At 66.4% G+C, this 20,109-nt stretch carries 19 protein-coding genes; 2 read left to right on the top strand and 17 right to left on the bottom strand.

The window, feature by feature from the left end; genetic code table 11:
• The first annotated feature begins 29 nt into the window (after positions 1-29).
• Positions 30-1,094: a uroporphyrinogen decarboxylase gene (hemE, locus tag FAS41_RS14905; RefSeq protein WP_138523515.1), complete on the top strand. Its 1,065-nt coding sequence runs from the start codon at positions 30-32 to the stop codon at positions 1,092-1,094.
• 325 nt (positions 1,095-1,419) lie between these two features.
• Here the strand turns inward: hemE and gabP are convergent, their stop codons facing one another.
• Positions 1,420-2,814, bottom strand: a complete 1,395-nt coding sequence (gabP, locus tag FAS41_RS14900; protein WP_138523513.1) for a GABA permease — start codon at positions 2,812-2,814, stop codon at positions 1,420-1,422.
• A gap of 243 nt (positions 2,815-3,057) precedes the next feature.
• The gene (locus tag FAS41_RS14895; RefSeq protein ID WP_246084883.1) at positions 3,058-4,296 is read right to left on the bottom strand and encodes an MFS transporter; all 1,239 of its coding nucleotides are present in this window, start codon (positions 4,294-4,296) and stop codon (positions 3,058-3,060) included.
• A gap of 436 nt (positions 4,297-4,732) precedes the next feature.
• Between FAS41_RS14895 and FAS41_RS14890 the strand changes: the two genes are divergently transcribed.
• Complete coding sequence (locus tag FAS41_RS14890; RefSeq protein WP_138523511.1) at positions 4,733-5,668, top strand: LysR family transcriptional regulator; 936 nt, start codon at positions 4,733-4,735, stop codon at positions 5,666-5,668.
• Positions 5,669-5,672: 4 nt separating this feature from the next.
• Here the strand turns inward: FAS41_RS14890 and FAS41_RS31180 are convergent, their stop codons facing one another.
• From FAS41_RS31180 to FAS41_RS14815, 15 genes are all read right to left on the bottom strand, one after another.
• Entirely contained in the window at positions 5,673-6,479 is an 807-nt protein-coding gene (locus tag FAS41_RS31180; RefSeq protein ID WP_138523509.1) for a hypothetical protein, read from the bottom strand.
• A gap of 162 nt (positions 6,480-6,641) precedes the next feature.
• Entirely contained in the window at positions 6,642-7,040 is a 399-nt protein-coding gene (locus FAS41_RS14880) for a hypothetical protein (protein WP_138523507.1), read from the bottom strand.
• A gap of 35 nt (positions 7,041-7,075) precedes the next feature.
• Entirely contained in the window at positions 7,076-8,302 is a 1,227-nt protein-coding gene (locus FAS41_RS14875; protein ID WP_138523505.1) for a beta-ketoacyl-ACP synthase, read from the bottom strand.
• On the bottom strand, positions 8,302-9,030 hold the full coding sequence (fabG, locus tag FAS41_RS14870) for a 3-oxoacyl-ACP reductase FabG (RefSeq protein WP_138523503.1): 729 nt from the start codon (positions 9,028-9,030) through the stop codon (positions 8,302-8,304). The genes FAS41_RS14875 and fabG overlap by 1 nt, the downstream gene beginning before the upstream one ends.
• A complete protein-coding gene (locus FAS41_RS14865; RefSeq protein WP_138523501.1) occupies positions 9,023-9,523 on the bottom strand; it encodes a hotdog family protein in 501 nt (166 codons plus the stop codon). Before FAS41_RS14865 ends, fabG begins: the two co-directional genes overlap by 8 nt.
• Positions 9,520-10,728, bottom strand: coding sequence for a beta-ketoacyl-[acyl-carrier-protein] synthase family protein (locus FAS41_RS14860; protein ID WP_138523499.1), 1,209 nt, complete (start codon positions 10,726-10,728; stop codon positions 9,520-9,522). The genes FAS41_RS14865 and FAS41_RS14860 overlap by 4 nt, the downstream gene beginning before the upstream one ends.
• On the bottom strand, positions 10,725-11,228 hold the full coding sequence (locus FAS41_RS14855) for a hypothetical protein (RefSeq protein WP_138523497.1): 504 nt from the start codon (positions 11,226-11,228) through the stop codon (positions 10,725-10,727). The genes FAS41_RS14860 and FAS41_RS14855 overlap by 4 nt, the downstream gene beginning before the upstream one ends.
• A 2-nt stretch (positions 11,229-11,230) precedes the next feature.
• The gene (locus FAS41_RS14850) at positions 11,231-11,953 is read right to left on the bottom strand and encodes a class I SAM-dependent methyltransferase (RefSeq protein WP_138523495.1); all 723 of its coding nucleotides are present in this window, start codon (positions 11,951-11,953) and stop codon (positions 11,231-11,233) included.
• 15 nt (positions 11,954-11,968) lie between these two features.
• A complete protein-coding gene (locus FAS41_RS14845) occupies positions 11,969-13,207 on the bottom strand; it encodes an NAD(P)/FAD-dependent oxidoreductase (RefSeq protein WP_138523493.1) in 1,239 nt (412 codons plus the stop codon).
• On the bottom strand, positions 13,194-14,363 hold the full coding sequence (locus tag FAS41_RS14840) for a cation:proton antiporter (RefSeq protein ID WP_138523491.1): 1,170 nt from the start codon (positions 14,361-14,363) through the stop codon (positions 13,194-13,196). The genes FAS41_RS14845 and FAS41_RS14840 overlap by 14 nt, the downstream gene beginning before the upstream one ends.
• A complete protein-coding gene (locus FAS41_RS14835; protein ID WP_138523489.1) occupies positions 14,357-16,705 on the bottom strand; it encodes an MMPL family transporter in 2,349 nt (782 codons plus the stop codon). Before FAS41_RS14835 ends, FAS41_RS14840 begins: the two co-directional genes overlap by 7 nt.
• Positions 16,677-17,270, bottom strand: coding sequence for an outer membrane lipoprotein carrier protein LolA (locus tag FAS41_RS14830; RefSeq protein WP_138523487.1), 594 nt, complete (start codon positions 17,268-17,270; stop codon positions 16,677-16,679). Before FAS41_RS14830 ends, FAS41_RS14835 begins: the two co-directional genes overlap by 29 nt.
• The gene (locus tag FAS41_RS14825; RefSeq protein WP_138523485.1) at positions 17,264-17,701 is read right to left on the bottom strand and encodes an acyl-CoA thioesterase; all 438 of its coding nucleotides are present in this window, start codon (positions 17,699-17,701) and stop codon (positions 17,264-17,266) included. The genes FAS41_RS14830 and FAS41_RS14825 overlap by 7 nt, the downstream gene beginning before the upstream one ends.
• The gene (locus FAS41_RS14820) at positions 17,694-19,235 is read right to left on the bottom strand and encodes an HAL/PAL/TAL family ammonia-lyase (protein ID WP_138523483.1); all 1,542 of its coding nucleotides are present in this window, start codon (positions 19,233-19,235) and stop codon (positions 17,694-17,696) included. Before FAS41_RS14820 ends, FAS41_RS14825 begins: the two co-directional genes overlap by 8 nt.
• Complete coding sequence (locus tag FAS41_RS14815) at positions 19,219-20,097, bottom strand: lysophospholipid acyltransferase family protein (RefSeq protein WP_246084882.1); 879 nt, start codon at positions 20,095-20,097, stop codon at positions 19,219-19,221. The genes FAS41_RS14820 and FAS41_RS14815 overlap by 17 nt, the downstream gene beginning before the upstream one ends.
• Positions 20,098-20,109: the final 12 nt, after the last annotated feature.

Here is a 20,109-nt window from a genome sequence, read left to right as displayed (position 1 = left end):
ATACCCGCACTTTTTTGCCGGATGCCGTTATGACTGCCTTGAAGAACGATCGCTTCCTCCGCGCCCTGCTCAAGCAGCCCGTCGATGTCACCCCAGTCTGGATGATGCGCCAGGCCGGCCGCTACCTGCCGGAGTACCGCGCCACCCGCGCCAAGGCCGGTGACTTCATGAGCCTGTGCATGAACCCGCAGATGGCCTGCGAAGTGACCCTGCAGCCGCTGGACCGCTACCCGCAGCTGGATGCGGCGATCCTCTTCTCCGACATCCTCACCATCCCCGACGCCATGGGCCAGGGCCTGTACTTCGAAACCGGCGAAGGCCCGCGTTTCAAGAAGGTCGTCAGCACCCAGGCGGACATCGACGCCTTGCCGATCCCCGATCCGGAGAAGGACCTGGGCTACGTGATGGACGCCGTGCGCACCATCCGCCGCGAGCTGAATGGCCGCGTCCCGCTGATCGGCTTCTCCGGCAGCCCCTGGACCCTGGCCACCTACATGGTCGAAGGCGGCTCCAGCCGTGACTTCCGCAAGACCAAGGCGATGCTCTACGACAATCCGCAGGCCCTGCACGCCCTGCTGGACAAGCTGGCGCAGTCGGTCACCAGCTATCTCAATGGTCAGATTCTCGCGGGTGCCCAGGCGGTGCAGATCTTTGATTCCTGGGGCGGCGCGCTGTCGGCGGCGGCCTATCAGGAGTTCTCCCTGGCCTACATGCAGAAGATCGTCGATGGCCTGATCCGCGAGCAGGATGGGCGTCGCGTACCGGTGATCCTCTTCACCAAGGGAGGCGGCCTCTGGCTGGAATCCATGGCCAACACCGGCGCCGAAGCCCTGGGCCTGGACTGGACTTGCGATATCGGCAGTGCCCGCGCCCGCGTCGGCGACAAGGTAGCCCTGCAGGGCAACATGGATCCGGCGGTGCTCTACGCCAAGCCGGAAGCCATTCGTGCCGAAGTCGCACGCATCCTCGGCGCCTTCGGTAACGGCAATGGCCACGTGTTCAACCTCGGCCACGGCATCACCCCGGAAGTCGACCCAGCCCATGCCGGTGCTTTCTTCGAGGCGGTGCACGAGCTGTCGGCGCAGTACCACTGAGCCTGATGCTTCACTGAAAAGCCCCGCATTCGCGGGGCTTTTTCCTTTCCGGGTATCGGGTTTTCGTGATTTTCCGGCAAGTTCTGTGGTTAATCGGGTTCGCGAGCAAGCGCGCTCCTACGAAGAGCACTCCGGTACCTGCCTGTAGGAGCGAGCCTGCTCGCGAACATGTCTGGCGCCGCCGCTGCAAAGACCTTCCCGAGCGTAGGAGCGGACTCCGTCCTTGATCGGCCTGAGCAGCGGAGGATTTTCCGAACAAAAAAAGCCCCGCTCGGAAGCGGGGCTTTTTGTTCCCTCAAGGAACCTCAGGCTCCCTCAGAGTGCATCACGCGGTATCGCCCACCATGCCGGCGGCGCGCTGGGCCTTGTTGCGGCGGTTGGACACCAGCAGGCCGGAGCAGACCACCACGATGGTCAGCAGGGTGGTGGCGACCACTTCCATGCGGTGGTCCGGGCGGATCAGCATGATCACCAGGGCGCCGACGATGAAGAGGATCACCGCCCAGGTCAGCCAGGGGAACAGCCACATCTTCAGCTTCAGCTGGTGGCCCTGGGCGAGCAGCTTCTTGCGCATGCGCAGCTGCGACATGGCGATCACCAGGTACACCAGCAGGGCGATGGCGCCGGAACTGGCCAGCAGGAAGTTGAACACTTCGGCCGGGGCCAGGTAGTTGGCGAAGGTGCACAGAAAGGCCATGGCGGTGGACAGCAGCACGGCGTAGACCGGGGTGCGGCTGGCGCTGGTCACCTGGGCGATCTTCGGTGCGTCACCGCGCTTGCTCAGGGAGTACATCATGCGCGAAGCGGTGTAGAGCGCCGAGTTCAGGCAGCTGGTGACCGACACCAGCACGATGATGTCGACGATCAGCTTGGCGTACGGGATGTGCAGGTGTTCCAGCACGGTCTGGTAGGAGCCCATGCTCACCAGGCGCGGGTCGTTCCACGGCACCAGGCAGACCACGATCAGGATCGACAGCAGGTAGAACAGCGCGATACGCCAGATCACCGAGTTGGTGGCGCGGGTGATCTGTTGCTCCGGGTCCTTGGATTCGGTGGCGGCGATGGTGACGATCTCCGAACCCATGAAGGAGAACATGGTGGTCAGCAGCGCGGCGAGCACGGCGCCCCAGCCCTTGGGCAGGAAGCCTTCGCTGGTCAGGTGGCCGATGCCGGAGACTTCGCTGTTGGGCGAGAAGCCGAAGATGGCCGCGCAGCCCAGTACCAGGAAGGCGATGATCGAGACGACCTTGATCAGGGCAAGCCAGAACTCGAACTCACCGTAGTTCTTCACGCTGAACAGGTTGGTCACGGTCAGCGCGGAGGTGATCACGAAGGCCAGCACCCAGATCGGCGCGCCGGGGAACCAGGCGTGGATGATGGCCGCGGCAGCGTTGGCTTCCAGCGGGATCACCAGGACCCAGAACCACCAGTACAACCAGCCGATGGTGAAACCGGCCCAGTGGCCGATGGCACGGTCGGCGTAGGTGGAGAAGGAGCCGCTGTCCGGCTGCGCGACGGCCATTTCGGCCAGCATGCGCATCACCAGGACCACCAGCAGGCCGGCGACCAGATAGGAAACCATGACGGCCGGACCGGCTTCGGCAATGGCGTGGCCGGAGCCTACGAACAGGCCCGCACCAATGGCGCCGGCGATCGAAAGCATCGTGACATGACGATTTTGCAGGCCCTGGGAGAGCCCTGAAGAGGGGGTGCTGCTCATGCTTTACCTACAACTACGGAGGGAATTGCGTACTGCGGGAGTCGAGGTCCGTTTCAGGATTCCAACAAGTCGTTCGAGATTGTGAACGCAAGGATCGCGCCACATTCTGTTACGACTTAAGTCGTAGATTGGGAATTTATTCCACAACGCCCGCCTGGCAGGCGTTGTCGGATCTGAGATAAATGTCTTTGTACGACCGTTCCATGTCGTTTTTAGGCATGCTCGATGTCGTGTGTGTAGAAACTACCCAGCTTTGTTGAGTGCAGGAAGGTCGCGCGGTAACACTGGCAGGCGTGCCAGGTGCAGGGCCACCAGCAGGCCGATGCCCAGCAGGCTGGCGATGAACAGGCCCACGCCGTTCCAACCATACTGGTGCCAGAACAGGCCGCCAGCGGTGCCGGCGACGCTGGAGCCGGTGTAGTAGCTGAACAGGTACAGCGACGACGCTTGCCCCTTGGCCTTCAGGGCGCGGCGGCCGATCCAGCTGCTGGCCACCGAGTGCGCGCCGAAGAAGCCGAAGGTAAACACCAGCAGGCCAACCAGTACCAGGGCCAGCGGTTGCAGCAGGGTGATCAGTACGCCACCGAGCATCAGCGCGATCATCGCCCAGAGCACCTTGCGTCGGCCCAGCTTGTCGGCCAGCGAGCCGACCCACGCCGAGCTGTAGATGCCCGACAGGTAGACCAGCGAGAGCACGCCGACGATGGCCTGGCTCAGGTGATAGGGCTCTGCCAGCAAGCGGTAGCCGATGTAGTTGAACAGGGTGACGAAGGCGCCCATCAGCAGGAAGGCTTCGAGGAACAGCCACGGCAGGCCGGCATCGCGGAAGTGCCCGGTGAAGCCTTCGATGAGCCGGCGCGGCTTGAGCGGCGCCGGGCGGAAATTCTTCGATTCGGGAAGGATGCGCCAGAACAGGAGGGCCGCAGCCAGGGCGAGCACGCCCAGGGTGGCCAGTGCGACGTGCCAGTTCACGTAGTCCACCAGTACGCCGCTGATCAGTCGTCCACTCATGCCGCCGATGGCGTTGCCGCCGATGTACAAGCCCATGGACAGCCCGATGTGCTGCGGGTGGATTTCCTCGGAGAGATAGGTCATGCCCACCGCCGCCAGGCCGCTGAGCGACAGGCCGAGCAGCGCGCGCATGGCCAGCACGCCATGCCAGGTCGGCATCAGCGAGCTGCCAATGGTGAACAGGGCGGCGAGGACCAGCGACGCGACCATGATCGACTTGCGCCCGATGGCGTCGGAGATCGGCCCGGTGACCAGCAGGCCGAAGGCCATGGTGATGGTGGAGATCGACAGCACCAGGCTGCTCTGCGCGGCAGTCAGGCTGAAGGCCTGGGACAGCACCGGCATCATCGGCTGCACGCAGTAGAGCAGGGCGAAGGTGGCGAAGCCACCGGAGAAAAGCGCAAACGAGGTGCGCATGAATTCCGGGGTGCCTTTCTCGATGTAGGTTTCGATCTCTTCGACGGCGCGCATCACCTCGCCGTTGGCCTCACGCGCGCTCTCGCGCAGATCGGCCAGCACCTCCGCCGGATCGTTGGCGGCTACTGGTTCTTGTACGACGGCCGGTTCGGCCGCCATGGGATGTTCTTCCCGCAAAGCCCGCAGGGCAGGTTGACTCACGACACACCTCAGGTAGATGACAGCAGAGGGCCTGGAATGGCGGCAAGGGGCCGCGCGGCCAGGCTGGGAGCAGGTTGGTAGTCGTTATTGGGCTTGTGTGGAAAGGATAAGGAGCGGGCTTTATTATTTCCAATATATTAATCGACACGTTTGAGTCGTTTTACGAATCAAACGCCTGTGACGTCGGTTAAACGCCGGGTTCGCGAGCAAGCTCGCTCCTACGAAGAGCGTTCCCTGTAGGAGCGAGCTTGCTCGCGAACCGCACGGCACAACCCTTTGCGAGGGCACCATGGAACTGCGACACCTGCGTTATTTCATCGCCGTGGCGGAAGAGCTGCACTTTGGTCGTGCCGCCGAGCAACTGGGGATTTCCCAGCCGCCGCTGAGCCAGCAGATCCAGGCGCTGGAGGAAGAGATCGGTGCGCGCCTGCTGGAGCGCACCAACCGTCGCGTGGCGCTCACCGAAGCCGGCAAGCTGTTTCTCGATGAAGCGCGGCAGGTGTTGCAACAGGTGGACCGCGCCGTGCTCCTGGCTCGGCGTGCCCATCTGGGGGAAATCGGCGAGCTGAAGGTCGGCTTCACCGCGTCGGCGCCGTTCACCTCCAGCATCCCGCGCGCCATCCTGGCGTTCCGCCAGGCCTACCCGGATGTCCACCTGGACTTGCAGGAACTGAGCAGCGGGCAGGCGGTGCAGGCGCTGCTGGAGGAGCGCGTGCAGGTCGGACTGATCCGTCCGATCCCGCTGCCGGAAACCCTGGAGGCCGTGGAGTTGTTCAGCGAACCGCTGGTGGCGGTGTTGCGTGCCGACCACCCGTTGGCACAGGCCAGCCAGGAGGGCCTGGCGTTCGCCGAGCTGGCGGAGGAACCCTTCGTGTTCTTCCCGCGCAGTTACGGAACGGGCCTCTACAGCCAACTGATGGCGCTGTCGCGGCAGGCCGGCTTCAGTCCGCGCATCGCCCAGGAAGCGGGCGAGGCGATGACCATCATCGGCCTGGTGGCGGCGGGGCTCGGCGTGTCGATGCTGCCGGCGTCGTTCCGCCGGACGCGGGTGGATGGCGTGGTCTATCGCACCTTGAGTGATCCAGGGGCCACCAGCTCCGTCTGGCTGGTGCGCCGGCGCAACGAGACGTCGCGCCTGGCTCAGTCGTTCTTCGACCTGGTGACCCAGGAAGTCACAGCTCTGCACACGGGGTCGGCCCCCGTCCCTGCCGAGCGAGGGCGCTGAAGTCCTACTGGATTTCCGCCATCTTGCCGCGCAGCGCCACGCCGGCCATCAGCGAGCCGGTGTGGCACTCGTACTTGGTGTTGTCGCTGTAGACCTGGCGGTTGTAGAAGCTGACGAGATCCACCACGGCATTCGCTCCCTCGCGCTTGGCTGCATTCTGCAAGGTCGCCAGGGCCGAGATCATGGCCCAGTCGCAGGCTTCCTCTTCGGTCTTGTTGGTTGAGTTGGTCTTCTTGCTGGTGGAGGTTTCGCTCATCGGGTTGACCAGCCCCGGCACGTGCTCGCCAGCCAGGAAGAAGCGCACGCTGCCGTCCAGGTGGCCGGCCTGGGTCGCACGCTGGACCACGCGGTTGAATTCCAGGTGCAGCGGCACTTCGTCGGTGGTCTGGGCGATGACCGGCAGCGCATCGACGCGCTCGCCGATCGGGTCCAGGTGCAGCTCGCGCAGGATGTTGTCGTTCACCAGGCTGATCCAGCGGTTGTAGTTGCGATGGATCTTGCCGTCCTTGTAGTCCAGTCCCCAGCTGTCGCGGTAGCCGATGCGGTACTGGGTGGTGGAGTAGGGAATCGTCACTTCGGCATGGTGGCGACCGCGTACGGTGATGGCGGCCTGGATCTCGCTGGGCGTCACCTTCTGCACCGTCCACTGGCGCTTCTGCAGGCCGGTGATGATGGCGGTCTGCATCTGCGCCGGGGTGATATGCAGATCGCTGGGGAACTGTTCCGTGGGGGCATAGACCGGCTTCGAGGTGCAGGCGGCCAGGGTGAAGACAGCGGCGGTGAGGGCTATGCAGCGTACGAGCGAGAGCATCCTTTTTCTCCTGGTGCTTCGGGGTCGAGCCAGCGCTACGCGTTCGACTAGGCGTCGAGGCTGCGGCAGGCAAAGGGGGGTATCAAAATCGGCATGCGCTCCGGTAGATCGACCCGCCGCAGGCTTCCAGCGCGCGGTGGGGGAGTCTTCCGGGGCGGAGGGTCAGCGCGCTGTCGGCGTCAGGCCCAGGTTCTGCTGGATCCTCTCGTTGAGCAGGACGACCCAGTTGTTGTAATTGCGGTGGATCTGTCCGTTCTCCTCGTCCAGCCCGCGGCTGCTGCGCAGCTTGATGGAATACTGCTGGCTGCTGTACGGGATGCTGATCTCGGCGTGGTGACGCTCGCGCACGGTGATCTCGGCGTAGATCACGCTGCCGTTGTCCTGCTGCAGCGTCCACTGCTGTTGGGCCAGGGCCTTGTGGATCGCCTCCTGCACCTGGGCCGTCGTGCGTCGACCGTCTGCCGGCAGGCTCTGGTCGAGGTTCAGCACGGCCCGGCCGGTACAGCCGACGACCAGTGCGGCGGCGAGGCAGAGGATGACGCTACGGATCAGTCGGGACATGGATCGCTCTCCTTGCAGTGTCCTGTGGTGGCGACTCAGCGCCAGCGCTTGAAGATCAGCGAGGTGTTGATGCCGCCAAAGGCGAAGTTGTTGTTCATCACGTACTCGTGGCTCATCACGCGCGGTTCGCCCTGCAGGTAGTCGAGCTCGCCGCAGCGAGGGTCGACCTGGTCCAGGTTCAGGGTGTGCACGTAGCGATCGCTGTTCATCATCTCGATGCTGAACCAGGACTCCAGCGCGCCGCACGCTCCCAGAGTGTGGCCCAGGAAGCTCTTCTGCGAGCTGATCGGCATACGCTTTCCGAACAGTTCGCTGGTGGCCTGCGTCTCGGCGATATCGCCCTGCTCGGTGGCAGTGCCATGGCCGTTCACGTAGCCGATGGCCTCGGCGTCCAGGCCGGCGTCTTCCAGTGCCAGCTCCATGGCGCGGCGCATGGTCGCCTGCTCGGGGCGGGTGGTGTGCTGGCCGTCGGCGTTGCTGCCGAAGCCAACGATCTCGGCATGGATGTGCGCGCCACGGGCCAGGGCGTGTTCCAGTTCTTCCAGCACCAGCATGCCAGCGCCTTCGCCGATCACCAGACCGTCGCGGCCGGTGTCGTAGGGGCGCGGCGAGAGGTGGGGCGTATCGTTCTTCAGGCTGGTGGCGTAAAGCGCGTCGAACACCATGGCTTCGGTGGGGCACAGCTCTTCCGCACCGCCGGCGAGCATCAGCGGCAGGCGGCCGAAACGAATCGCCTCATAGGCGTAGCCGATGCCCTGGCTGCCGCTGGTGCAGGCGCTGGACGTCGGAATCACGCGGCCCTTGAGGCCGAAGAAGATGCTGATATTGGCCGCTGTCGTGTGCGGCATCATGCGCACATAGGAGTTGGCGTTGAGGCCGTCTGCCACCGAGTGCAGCAGCATGTTGCCGAAGGCCTTGATCTCGTCGGTGCTGCCGACGGACGAGCCGCAGGCCACGCCCATGCGGCCGTCGCGAATCGACGCGTCGTCCAGCAGGCCGGCATCGGCCAAGGCGCGTTCGGCTGCACCCACGGACAGGCGCGAGACGCGGCCCATGCTGCGCAGTTGTTTGCGGGTCCAGTGCCTGGGCACGGAGAAGTCCGGCACCGGGCCGGCCAGCCGGGTGTTCAGCTCGGTGAAACGGTCCCACTCGTCCATGCGCCGGATGCCGCTGCGGCTGGCGTTGAAGTTCGCCTCGATGCTGGCCCAGTCCGAACCCAGGGAAGTAATGCCGGACATGCCGGTGACGACCACACGCTTCATCAGCACAGTCCTCCGTTGACCGCCAGCACCTGGCGGGTGATGTAGCCGGCCTCGGCCGACATCAGGAAGTTCACCGCGCCTGCGACCTCTTCCGCCGTGCCCATGCGCTGGGCGGGGATCATCTTGAGGATTTCCTCCACCGGCACCTGCTCGTCGAGCATGGCGGTGTCGATCAGCCCCGGCGCCACGCAGTTCACCGTGATCCTGCGCTTGCCCAGCTCGATGGCCAGCGCCTTGGCGGCGCCGATCACGCCGGCCTTGGAGGCGCTGTAGTTGACCTGGCCGCGGTTGCCGATCAGCCCGGAGACCGACGTGATGCAGACGATACGTCCCGGCTGGCGGCGGCGGATCATCGGCATGATCACCGGGTGCAGGACGTTGTAGAAACCGTCGAGGTTGGTGCGCAGCACCTGGTCCCAGTCCTCCTCGGTGAGCGCGGGAAAGGCTCCGTCGCGGGTCAGGCCGGCATTGCAGACCACGCCGTAATAGGCGCCGTGGCTTTCCACATCGGCTTCAAGGACGGTGCGCGCGGTCTCGCGGTCGGCCACGTCGAACTGCAGCACGCGGGCATTGCGGCCCTGGGTCTGGATCTCCGCCTGCACGGCTTCGACTTCGGCGCGGCCGCTGCGGCAGTGCAGCACGAGGTCGTGCCCGGCTTGGGCCAGGCGCAGGGCGATGGCTCGGCCGATACCGCGGCTGGAGCCGGTTACCAGAATGGGGTCAGTCATACGCTTGGCTCTTTGGGCTCTCGCTTCCTGGCGCTGGGGCCTCGAGAGGGGGTTCTTGTAGATAGCTGGCGGCCTCGGGCGGGCGGAACACGGTGAGGCGCGCCAGTGCCTTGATGTCCGCTCCTTCCAGGTGGCATTCGAAGACGCCCATGCCATTGTCGTCCTGCAGGGTCCGGATGGCGTGGAGGGTGAGTTGCGCTCCGACCGGGAAGCTTGCCACGTTGCACTGGTACTGGCGCGTGCCGAGCAGGAAGCCCAGCTCCACCGGCTCGCCGCGCGAGCGCGCCTGGCAGCCGGCATAGGCGGCGATGCTCTGTGCCATCAGCTCCACGCCGATCCAGGCCGGCAGGCTGCCATCGGCCTCGTTGAACAGCCCGCCGGGGCGCACGGTCAGGCGGGTACGGATGTCCTCCTCGCCGAACTCGAGCACTTCGTCGAGGAGGATCATGTCCCCCGCATGGGGCAGCAGGGAGGCGATCGGCCAGTCGATCATCGGGGCACTCCAGAAAGATTGCTCAACTCGCCCAGGATCAGGCTGACGTTGTTGCCGCCGAAGGCGAACGAGTTGCTCATCAGATAACGCGGCCCCTGCACAGCAAGGCCGGGACCGTTCTCGCCGACCAGCGCGAGGGGCGGCAGCTGTGGGTCGGCGACGCCATCCCAGCACTGCGGCGGCAGGCGATTATCCGGATTGTGCTCGCTCAGCAACAGCCAGCAGAACGCCGCTTCCAGCGCGCCGGCGGCGCCGAGGGTGTGCCCGGACAACGGTTTGGTCGAGGAACAGGGCACGCCCTGGGGGAACTCGGCGCTGACGGCGAGGCTTTCCATGGCGTCGTTGTGCAGGGTCGCGGTGCCATGCAGGTTCAGGTAGGCGATCTGCCCGGCCTGCAGTCGCGCATCCGCCAGCGCCTTGCGCATCGCCTCGCGGGCGCCGCGGCCTTCGGGTTCGGGCGCGGAAATATGGTGTGCATCGGAGCTGGCGCCGGCGCCGAGCAGGGCCACGCGGCCGGGCTCGCGGGTCATCAGGAATAGCGCCGCACCTTCGCCGATGTTGATGCCCTTGCGGTTAGCGGAGAACGGATTGCAGCGCTCGTTCGAAACCGCCTCCAGGGCGCTGAATCCGTTGAGCGTCAGCTCGCACAGGCTGTCCACGCCGCCACACAGCACGGCGTCGCACAGCCCGAGATCCAGCAGCCGGCGCGCGCTCTGCAGGGCGCGGCCGCTGGAGGTGCAGGCGGTGGAGATGACATAGGCGGGGCCGGCCAGCTCATAGTGCTCGGCAAGGAAGGCGGCGGGGTTGGCCAGCTCCTGGTGCGAGTAGTGGAAGCCCTCGGGCAACTGCCCGTGCAGGCTGTGATGACGAATGCCCTGGGTGGTTTCCTGGATGCCCGAGGTGCTGGTCCCCAGTACCACTGCGACGCGCGCTGCGCCGTGGCGCTGGATGGCCGCGCGGATGGCCGGGTCGATCTGCGTGGCGGCGGCCAGCAGCAGGCGGTTGTTGCGGGTGTCGTGGCGCTTGTCGGGGATAGCTGCCAGGCGAGCCTTCACCGTGCCCACCGGCAGGCTCCTGCCCGGCACCCAGCCGGACTGTACCTGCATGCCGACAGACTCGCCGGCCAGCAGCGCGGCGGCGACTTCACGGCAGTCGTTGCCCAGTGCGCAGATCAGGCCCAGCTCGTTCAGGTAGGTAGCGTTCATGGTGCGGCGCTCTCGGAGTCCAGGGGCGTCACCCGGTAGCGGAGGTCGGCGGATTCGAGGGTGAAGTCCTGCGCCGACCGGTAGGTGATCTTCCAGCGCTGCTGCAGGTGGCGCTCAGGGTCGTCCGACCGGTAGTCCTTCGCCGGGTAGCGCGAGGCAAGTTCGCCCTCGGGCGTCAGCGCGAACAGCAGCACGGCGAAGAGCTCGCGCGCTTCCGGGTTGGGTGGCAGCAGGCCGTCGTTGCTCCATTCTCCCTCACGCAGTAACTGGCGCGACAGCGGAATGCCCAGCGGATCGATCAGTGACCAGCGCAGCGCGGCGCCTTCCTGCTGGATCACCAGCAGCCAATCCTGTGTCGAGAGCTGGCTGGCATGACCTTGTTCGCGCTGGATGTGCAACTGCATCGGCGTCGACAGCGACGGCATTGCGGACGGCAGCGGCGCGTGCTGGGCACAGCCGGCCAGCAACAGGGCGAAGGCAAGACTCAACCAGCGGATCATGCTCAGCGGCTCTCCAGTGGCTTGCGTACCACGGCATTGACCAGGGTTTCCTCGCGCTGGCCGAACGGTTTCGGCTGGCGCAGGCCCCAGCGCTCCAGCAGACCGAAGTCCCTGGCGCGGCTCCACCACAGGTAGGGGTAGGAGACGTTCTTTTCGCCGAACTCGAAGCCCTGCTCGCGGAGCATCTGCAGGTACTGCGCGGCGCTCTTCTGCACGTGCATCGGGTGACGGAAGAACCAGCGGATCACCCAGGTATCGATGTAAGCCTCGGTGGACTCGGCGAACAGCAGCAGGCCGCCCGGTTTGAGCACGCGCCAGAATTCCTGCAGCGCCTGCTCCTGCTCCACCAGGTGATGGAAGGTCTGGTGGCAGAACAGGATGTCGACGCTGGCCGAAGGCAGCATCAGGTCGGCGCAGTCGGCGCAGTTCAGCTCCACCTCGATGTTTTCCCGCGCCGCTTCCATGGCCGAGCAGTCGAGGCTGTGCGGGTCGGCATCGAGACCGATCATCCGCCCAGGCTTGAAGGCATCGCGCAGCAGGCGAAACGAGCGGCCCTGGCCGCAGCCCGCGTCGAGCAGCACCGGGTTGGCCGGGATGTCCCAGCTGATCAGGCGCTTCAGGTCGTTGATCGCCACGCGCAGCACATGGTGCTGCCAGGTGTGGCTCTGCAGGAACCAGAAACCGAATCGGGTTTCTTCGACGTAGGTGGAGGCGGGGCGGGTCATGACAGTCCTTGTCCTTCAGCTTGCGCAGATTTCGGAGAGTACCCGCAGGCGACGCTGCGGTTCGGCGACGAAGGGATTGCGCGTGTCCCACGCGTAGCCGGCGAGGATGGAGCAGATCATCCGGCGGATTTCCGGGGTCGCCTTCTCGTAGAAGATCACGTCCTGGAAGCTGCCGTCGTACCAGCCTTCGACGTAGGCACGGAAGGTGTCCACGCCGCGCTTGAGCGGCTGGGCGAAGTCGGCCTCCCAGTCCACCGTCTCGCCCTTGAGCTGACGGTCGAGCAGGCTGGCCGCCAGGCTGGCGGAACGCATGGCGATGGTGACGCCGGAGGAAAATACCGGGTCGAGGAATTCTGCCGCGTTGCCCAGCAGGGCGAAGCCCGGACCGGCCAGGCGCTTGACGTTGGCCGAGTAGCCGCCGAGGGTGCGCGCCGGCGTATCCCAGACGGCGTTCTTCAGCAGCGAACGCAGGTTCGGCGCAGCTTCGACGAAGTCCTTCAGGCAGGTGTCCAGGTCGTCCAGCCTGCCCTCGAAATGGTGGTCCTCGGCCACTACGCCGATGGAGGTACGGCCGTCGCTGAAGGGGATGGTCCAGTACCAGACTCCGCGCTCCTCGGGGTGGATGCTGACGAGGATCTTCTCGCGGTCGAAGTGCGGCGCGTCGATGCGATCCTCGATATGAGTGAATACCGCGCGGCGCACCGGGAAGCCGGATGGCGCCTCCAGGTCGAGCAGGCGCGGGAGCACGCGGCCATAGCCGCTGGCGTCGAGAACGAAGGTGCACTCCACCTCGTATTCGCTGCCGTCCAGGCGGCGCACCCGCAGGCGCGGGCAGTCACCGGCGAAGTCGGCGGCGATGATTTCTTCTTCGTAGCGGATGTCCACGCCCTGCAGTTCGGCCTGGTCGGCCAGCAGCTGGTCGAAGCGCGCACGCTGGACCTGGAAGGTGGTGCCCTTGCCCTTGGTGAACTTGTCGCGGAAGTCGAATGCGCTGTAGCGCTCGCCCCAGGCGAATGCCGCGCCGTGCTTCACCTGGAAGCCGGCGGCCTGCACCGCATCGAGCATCCCGGCCTCTTCGACGAAATCCAGGCAGTGCGACAGCAGGCTCTCGCCGATGGAGAAGCGCGGGAAGCGCTGGCGCTCCAGCACCAGCACGTCGTGGCCCTTGCGCTTGAGCAGGGCTGCGGCGATGGCGCCGGAGGGACCGGCGCCGATCACCACGACCGCGCGTTTTTGCGAATCAACGAGGGACATCGGAAGGGCTCCTTGCCGGGCTGGCGTCCTTGTCGGTGTGACGAGCGCGTGGGCGGCGAACGCCGCACAGCGCGGGCAGCAGGGTGGCGAACAGGCTCATCAGCAGCAGGCTGAAATACAGCAGCGAGTCGATATGACCCTGCTGGAATAGCAGGTTGAGGAAGACGATCTCGGTCAGCCCGCGAATGTTCAGCAGCAGGCTTTCCCTCCATAGCTCGGGAAGGCTCGCGCCCGGCAGCGCCCAGCGCAGGCCGAGCCAGCTGCCGGCCAGCTTGCTGAGCACCGGCAGCACCAGCAGCGCGCCGAGGTAGAGCCAGGAGTAGCCGGAGAGGGCCGTGTGGAAGTCGATCTGCAGGATGCCGAAGGCCAACACCAGTGGCACCAGCAGAGTGTTCTGCAAGGCCAGCGCCGCGCGTGGCGCGACCGGCAGGCGGAAAGGCTGACGTACCGCGGCCTGGGCCATCAGCCAGGTAATGGCGAACACCAGAGTGTTCAGGTGCCCGTGCTGGAAGGCGATCATCAGGCCGAAGAACGGCAGGCTGTAGGCCAGGTGCTGGCGCACACCGATCAGGCGTAGCAGCAACGGAATCACGCCGGCCAGCAACGGCCACACCAGTTGGAACGGATCGCTGCTGCCCTGGGCCAGGCCGAACAGGCTCCAGCACCACAGGTCCATCAGCACCGCCGCGTGCATCAGTCGGCGGGTGGCATCCTCGGGGTAGTCGATGTTGCGCAGGAACAGGTAGAGCACCGGGATTGCCGTGATGGCGAACAGCAGGCCGATGCCCAGCACGCTGATGCCCTCGCGCACACCCAGCAGCCACCACGCACTGGCCATGCCGCAGGCCAGCGGTACGGCGAAGCTGGGTAGGGCGATCTTCACGCTCTGGCGGCTGACGTCGAGGTCGATCACATCGCTCAGGATGTGCCCCAGCAGCAGCGCGAAGCCGATGTCGTAGAGCGGTCGCAGCCAGGGCGCGGTGACCAGCGTACGCACCTCGAAGCCCTGGCCCTGCAGTACGATGAACAGCAGCGGCAGCAGCAGGCCGGCCACCAGCAACTGGCTGACGATGGGCAGCAGGCGCAGACGGCGCCCGCCGATCACCGCCAGGGCGAACAGCGGCGGCATGGCCAACCAGAAAAGGATCGTCAGCATGCCGCAGTTCCCTCTCGGGTGCCTGCTTGCGCCCAGGGGCAGAACAGGAAACAGAATGCGAGGCCCAGCCCCACGGCCAGGCCGAAGTTGCTGATCACCGGCGTGGCCGACAGCGCCAGCAGGCCGAACGACAGCCAGGTGGTGATGGCCGCGAGCAGCACACCCACCAGGCTCACTGCCGCACCGCCGACGCGCTCGCGCATGAGGATGGTGTAATCCACGCCGATGGCGGTCACCAGCAGCAGGCCGAACAGGCTGAACAGCGTCAGCGGCTGGCCCAGCCAGCCGAGGCTGGCGAGGCTGCACAACGCTGCCAGCAGCGGCAGCAGGACGATGCGCAGGGCGCCGCGCGGGCCGAAGGGCTTGAGCAGCAGGGCGAAGATCAGCACGCAGGAGAGCAGCTTGAGTTCGGTGGCGCTGACCTGGGTGGCGGCGAACAGGCGGTTCAGCTCGCCGAGGCGGTCCACCAGTTGCACGCCTTCCAGCCCCTTGGCCTGCTCGGCCAGCACGCCGGCATCGGATAGCCCTTGCAGGCTCACCAGCCCGGCTACGCCGCCGCTCACCGTGCCCAGCCACAGCGGCCGCCAGGGTTCGCCCAGCGGGCCTTTCAGCGCTTGGTCGAGCGTTTGCGGCGGGAGTTTTTCCAGCTGCTCCAGCTCGGCTTGCAGCGCGGCCAGGGGAATGCCCAGGTCGACCAGTGCCTGCCAGTGCTGAGGCAGTTGGCGCAGTGCCTCACGGGCCTGCTGTTGCTGCTGCTCGGTGGCGAGCAACTGGTTGAGCGCGAGATAGCCCTTGAGCTGGCCGGAGGCGACCAGCTTCTCCAGCCGCGTGGCCAGTTCGGCCTGGCGTTGCAGCAACTGGGTTTCATTGGCGGCGCGCACCAGGAAGAACTGGCTGGTGGGCTGGTAGCCGGTGATGCGCGCGGCGGCCTGGGCCTCGCTGAGCAGTTGCGGCTTGGCGCCCAGCCATTGGCGCAGGTCGTTCTTCACCTGCAGTTGCCACAGTCCGCCAGCGCAGAACAGCGCGACAGCGACCAGCAGCGGCCAACTGCCCGTGCGCTTGAGCAATGATTGGCGTAGGCCGATCAGTCGTTCGCCCAGCGAAAGCAGCAGCGGCTGGGGGGCGATGGCATTGCCGCGCAGCAGGAGTGGCAGCAGGCCGATCACACACAGGTAGGCGGCGAGCAGGCCGGCCACCGAAAAGGTCGCCACCTGGGTCAGCGCCGGGAAGGGCGTGCAGGCCAGGGCGAGGTAGCCGATCAGGTTGGTCAGCAGGCTCAGCAGCAGCCCGCGATGGCTCAGCCGCAGCGCCTGCCAGGGTTGCCAATGAGTCAGGCTCCAGGCCTTGGACAGATAGTGCAGTGGGTAGTCCGACGCCACGCCGATCAGGCTCGCACCGAGTACCAGGGTGAGCAGGTTGATCTTGCCGAACAGCGCGATGCACGCGGTAGCGCCGGCCAGCACGCCGACCAGCACCGGCAGGAAGGCCAGCAGCGCGCGCACACGGCGGAAGGCGAGTAGCAGCAGAAGCAGGGTACCGAGTGCGGCGCCGCCGCCGACCCAGGTCATTTCGCGGCTGGCCTGGCGCTGGCCGTCGGCGGCGTAGAGCAGACCGCTCGCGGCGACTATCTGTCCGCCGTCGGCAGCCACTTGCTGACGCGCCTCGGCGATCTGTGCGGCCACGGCGCGCGGCAGGCTCATGTCGAAGGCATCGGCGCGGGTGCGGGCGCGCAGCAGCACCCAGCTGCGGCCATCGGCTTCGGCGACCAGCGCGCCGCTGCCGATGTCCAGTTGCACCTTCGCTGTCAGCGGCTGGTGATGCTGGATACGCAGGGCCAGGCCGAACCAGTCCTGGTCGTTGGGCAGCAGGCCGAAGCCGGAGAAGGGGTCGAAGAGTTGTTCCACTCGCTGCTGGATGAAAGCGGCAGGATCGCTTGTGAGCTGCTGGCGGTCATCGCGGTTGAGCAGGGCGAGGCGGCCATCGCGCAACTTTTCGCGCAGGGCCGGCAGGTCGGCCTGTACGCCCCATTGCACTTTCTCGTAGAGCCCGCTGGTCTGCCAGCGCTCGGCCAGCGCGCGGGCATGGGCGATGGCGGTGTCGCGCTCGGGGTAGCCGACCAGCACCAGCAGCTCGCGGTTGAGCGGCTCCTGCATGCGTTGCTCGGCCTGCTTTTGCAGGGCATCACGGCTGCCGCCGGGCACCAGCTCCAGCAGGTCGGTGCTCAGCGGCGCGGCGCCGCGCCATTGCCAGGCGGCAAGGGCGAGCAGCGCCAGCAGCCCGGCAATCACCAGGCGCGGCAGCCACTGCGGCCGCTCAGCGGGCAAAGTCGCTGCGCTCCGCATCGGTCAGGCTGTCGCCGGGCTGGCTGCTGGTCATGCGCAGCACGGTGCGGTCGCCCTGGGCTTCGTGCAGTTCGATGCGTTGCACCAGCTCGCCGCCAGCGATTTCGATACTGTCGAAGATCTGCTTGAGCAGCACGGCGCGCGGCGTGAGGGTCAGTTTCCAATCGCTTGCTTCGCCGCTCAGGGCCAGGTCGAAGTCCCGTTGCAGGCCGCTGCTGTCGCCTTCCAGCACGGCGAGGAACAAGCGGTTCTGCTGTGCACTGGCGCTGCGTTGCGGCAGTTGCTGCCAGCCGTTGGCGTCGCGCCGGGCGATGCCCTGGTCGTCGATCCGGTAATCCTGCTTCAACGGCGACTGCAACAGCCACAGCAGCCCGTGCTGCTTGGCGAGGACGAAGTGACCCTTGCTCACCAGCGGCTGCGGCAGCGAACGCAGGTGCTTCTCCTGGACGAACTCGCCACGCACCACCGCCGGCTTGCCCAGCTGCGCGGCCAGTTGCGGCAGGTCGAAGGCGTGGGCCAATGGTGCGAGCAATAGACCGCAAACCAGCAGGGCGCGCTTCAGCATGCTTCGGCCTCCAGCGCACGCTGCACGGCGGCGATGAACACGGGCGGGGAGACCATCTGCATCTCGCGGCTGGCGATTTCCACCGCCACCTGGCTGCTGCTGGCACGGGTCAGGCGTTCGCCGGTTTCGGCGTCGCTGATCAGGTAATTGATCTTCAGGCGGTTCTCCCACTCCACCAGGTCGGCGCGCACGCTGATGCGCTGGCCGAAGCGTGCGCCGCGCACATAGCGCAGCTGCAGGTCGATCACCGGCCAGGCGTAGCCGGCCTCGCGCATCTGCGCGTAGTTGTGGTCGAGCTTGTCGAGCAGGGCGCAGCGCGCTATTTCCAGGTACTTGACGTAGTGGCCGTGCCAGACCACTTCCATCATGTCCACGTCGAAGAACGGCACGAGGATTTCCACTTCGGCCTGCAGCACCCCGGCCTTACGCATAAAGCCCCCAATGGCGTGCACGGATACGCTCAAGGCAAAGGCGCAGTTCGCCTTCCAGCGCGCGGTCCTCGATCAGTGGTGGGAAGTCCTGGCCGAGCTGCTCGTGCATGCCGCCCAGCGGCGTCGGCAGGGGCTGTGCATCGTCTTCGCGCCCGCGCAGCCAGACGCCCTGTTGCGCGGCCAGCAACGCGGCGGCGGCGACCTGCTCGGTCAGCTCCAGGCTACGCAGGGCGTCGCGCGCGGCGATGGTGCCCATGCTCACCTTGTCCTGGTTGTGGCACTCGGTGGAGCGCGAGAACACGCTGGCTGGCAGGGTATTTTTCAGCGCCTCGGCGGTCCACGCGCTGGCGCCGATCTGTACGGCCTTGAAGCCATGGTTGATCATCGCGCGCTCGGCCGGCGCACCCGAAAGGTTGCTCGGCAGACCGTGGTTGTAGCGGGTGTCCACCAGCAGCGCGAGCTGCCGGTCGAGCAGGTCGGCGACGTTGCCCACCAGGTTCTTCAGGCTGTCCATGGCAAAGGCGATGTGCCCGCCATAGAAGTGCCCGCCGTGCAGGACGCGCTCGTCCTCGGCGTCGATGATCGGGTTGTCGTTGGCGCTGTTCAGTTCGATCTCGATGAATTGCCGCAGCAGGCCCAGGCTGTCGGCCAGCACGCCCAGCACATGGGGTGCACAGCGCAGCGAGTAGCGGTCCTGCAGACGGTGCAGCGGCGGCGTCGGCGCGTCGATGGCGAGGTCCTGGCGAATCCACGCGGCGACCTGCATCTGCCCCGGATGTGGCTTGGCGGCGAACAGGCGCTCGTCGAAATGCTCCGGGTTGCCCTGCAGCGCGATGACGTTCAGCGCGGTGATGCGCGTGGCCAGCTTGAGCAGGTAGTCGGCGCGCACATAGGCGAGGCAGGCGAGGCCGGTCATCACGGCGGTGCCGTTCATCAGCGCCAGCGCTTCCTTGGGCCGCAGCACCAGCGGCTGCCAGCCCAGTTCGGCGTGGACTTCAGCGGCGCTGCGGCGCTCTCCGCGCCAGAGCACGTCACGCTCGCCGGCGAGAGTGGCGGCGACATAGGACAGCGGCGTGAGATCACCGCTGGCGCCCACTGAACCTTCTTCCGGAATCAGCGGCAGGATGTCTTGTGCGAGGAAGGCATGCAGGCGTTCCAGCAGCTCCAGGCGCACACCGGAAACGCCATGGCTCAGCGAGCGCAGGCGCGCGGCGAGCACGGCGCGGGTAGCCTGTGGATCGAGCAGCTTGCCCAGGCCGCAGCCGTGGAAGGTGAACAGGTGCTGCGGCAGCGCCTCGACGTGCTCCAGCGGCACGGCCACCACGCAGGAATCTCCGTAGCCGGTGGTCACGCCGTAGATCACGCCTTCCTTGTCCAGCAGGGTGTCGAGGAACTGCGCGCCACGGGCGATGCGCGCGCGGAACTCGGCGTCATCGTCCAGGCAGCTTTCGACGCGGCGCTCGGCGAGGGCGACGATCTGCTCGATGCTCAGGTGGCCTTGGCCGAAAACCGGCGCTTCAGTGGCTGTCGTCATGGGCTTTCCAGAACGGGTAGAAGTTGAACCACTGCTGCGGCGCGCGCAGGCAGTAGTGTTCCAGGCGTTGGGCGTAGCGCTGGGTCCAGTGCTTGAGGACCTCGGCGCGGTCGCTGCGGCGCCACTGGATGCGTTCGGCGAAAGGCTCCAGGTGCACGCGGTAGCGGCCTTCTTCCTTGAGACAGAACATCAGGTTGGCCGGGCATTGCAGCAGGCCGGCAAGCAGCCAGGGGCCCTGCGGGAAGGCCGCGGGCGCGCCGAGGAAGTCGACCTCGACGTTGCGCCCGCCGTGCAGCGGAATGCGGTCGCCGGCGATTGCCAGCCATTCGCCGGCGTCCAAGCGCTGGGACAGTTGCAGCATGATCGCCGGGTCCAGTTCGCTCACCTGGATCATCCGCAGGTGGCTGGCGCCGGACTCGCCGAGCAGCTTGTTGAACTGCTCGGCGTGGCGGGTGTGCACCAGCACGTTCATGCGCACCTTTTCGCCCAGCTCGGCCAGCGCGCGGCAGACCTCGAGGTTGCCCAGGTGAGCGCCGACCAGCAGTTGGCCACGGCCACTGCGCAACTGCGCGCGCAGGCCATGTGGGTCGCACAGTTCGATGCTGGAGATATCCAGTCGGCCGGCCCAGACGTCGAGCTTGTCGAGGATGGCGTCGGCGAAGGCCATGAACTGGCCGAACACGCGGCCGGTGGTCGGGCACAACGAGGCGTCGCCGCTGTGCTGTGCCAGGCGCTGCTGGTACTCGCGGATGGCGCCGCGTGCACGGGAGCCGAAGAGGAAGAAGTACAGCACGATCAGGTGCAGCAGCGGCGACAGCAGGCGTCGGCCGAGGGTGCGCGCGGCCCAGGCGGTGAAGCGCATCAGCAGCAGGCT

This window comes from Pseudomonas nicosulfuronedens, from assembly GCF_005877905.1.
GTDB lineage: Bacteria > Pseudomonadota > Gammaproteobacteria > Pseudomonadales > Pseudomonadaceae > Pseudomonas > Pseudomonas nicosulfuronedens.
Note: the sequence above shows the minus strand (reverse complement) of the source record. Positions and strands in the feature narration are given on the sequence as shown.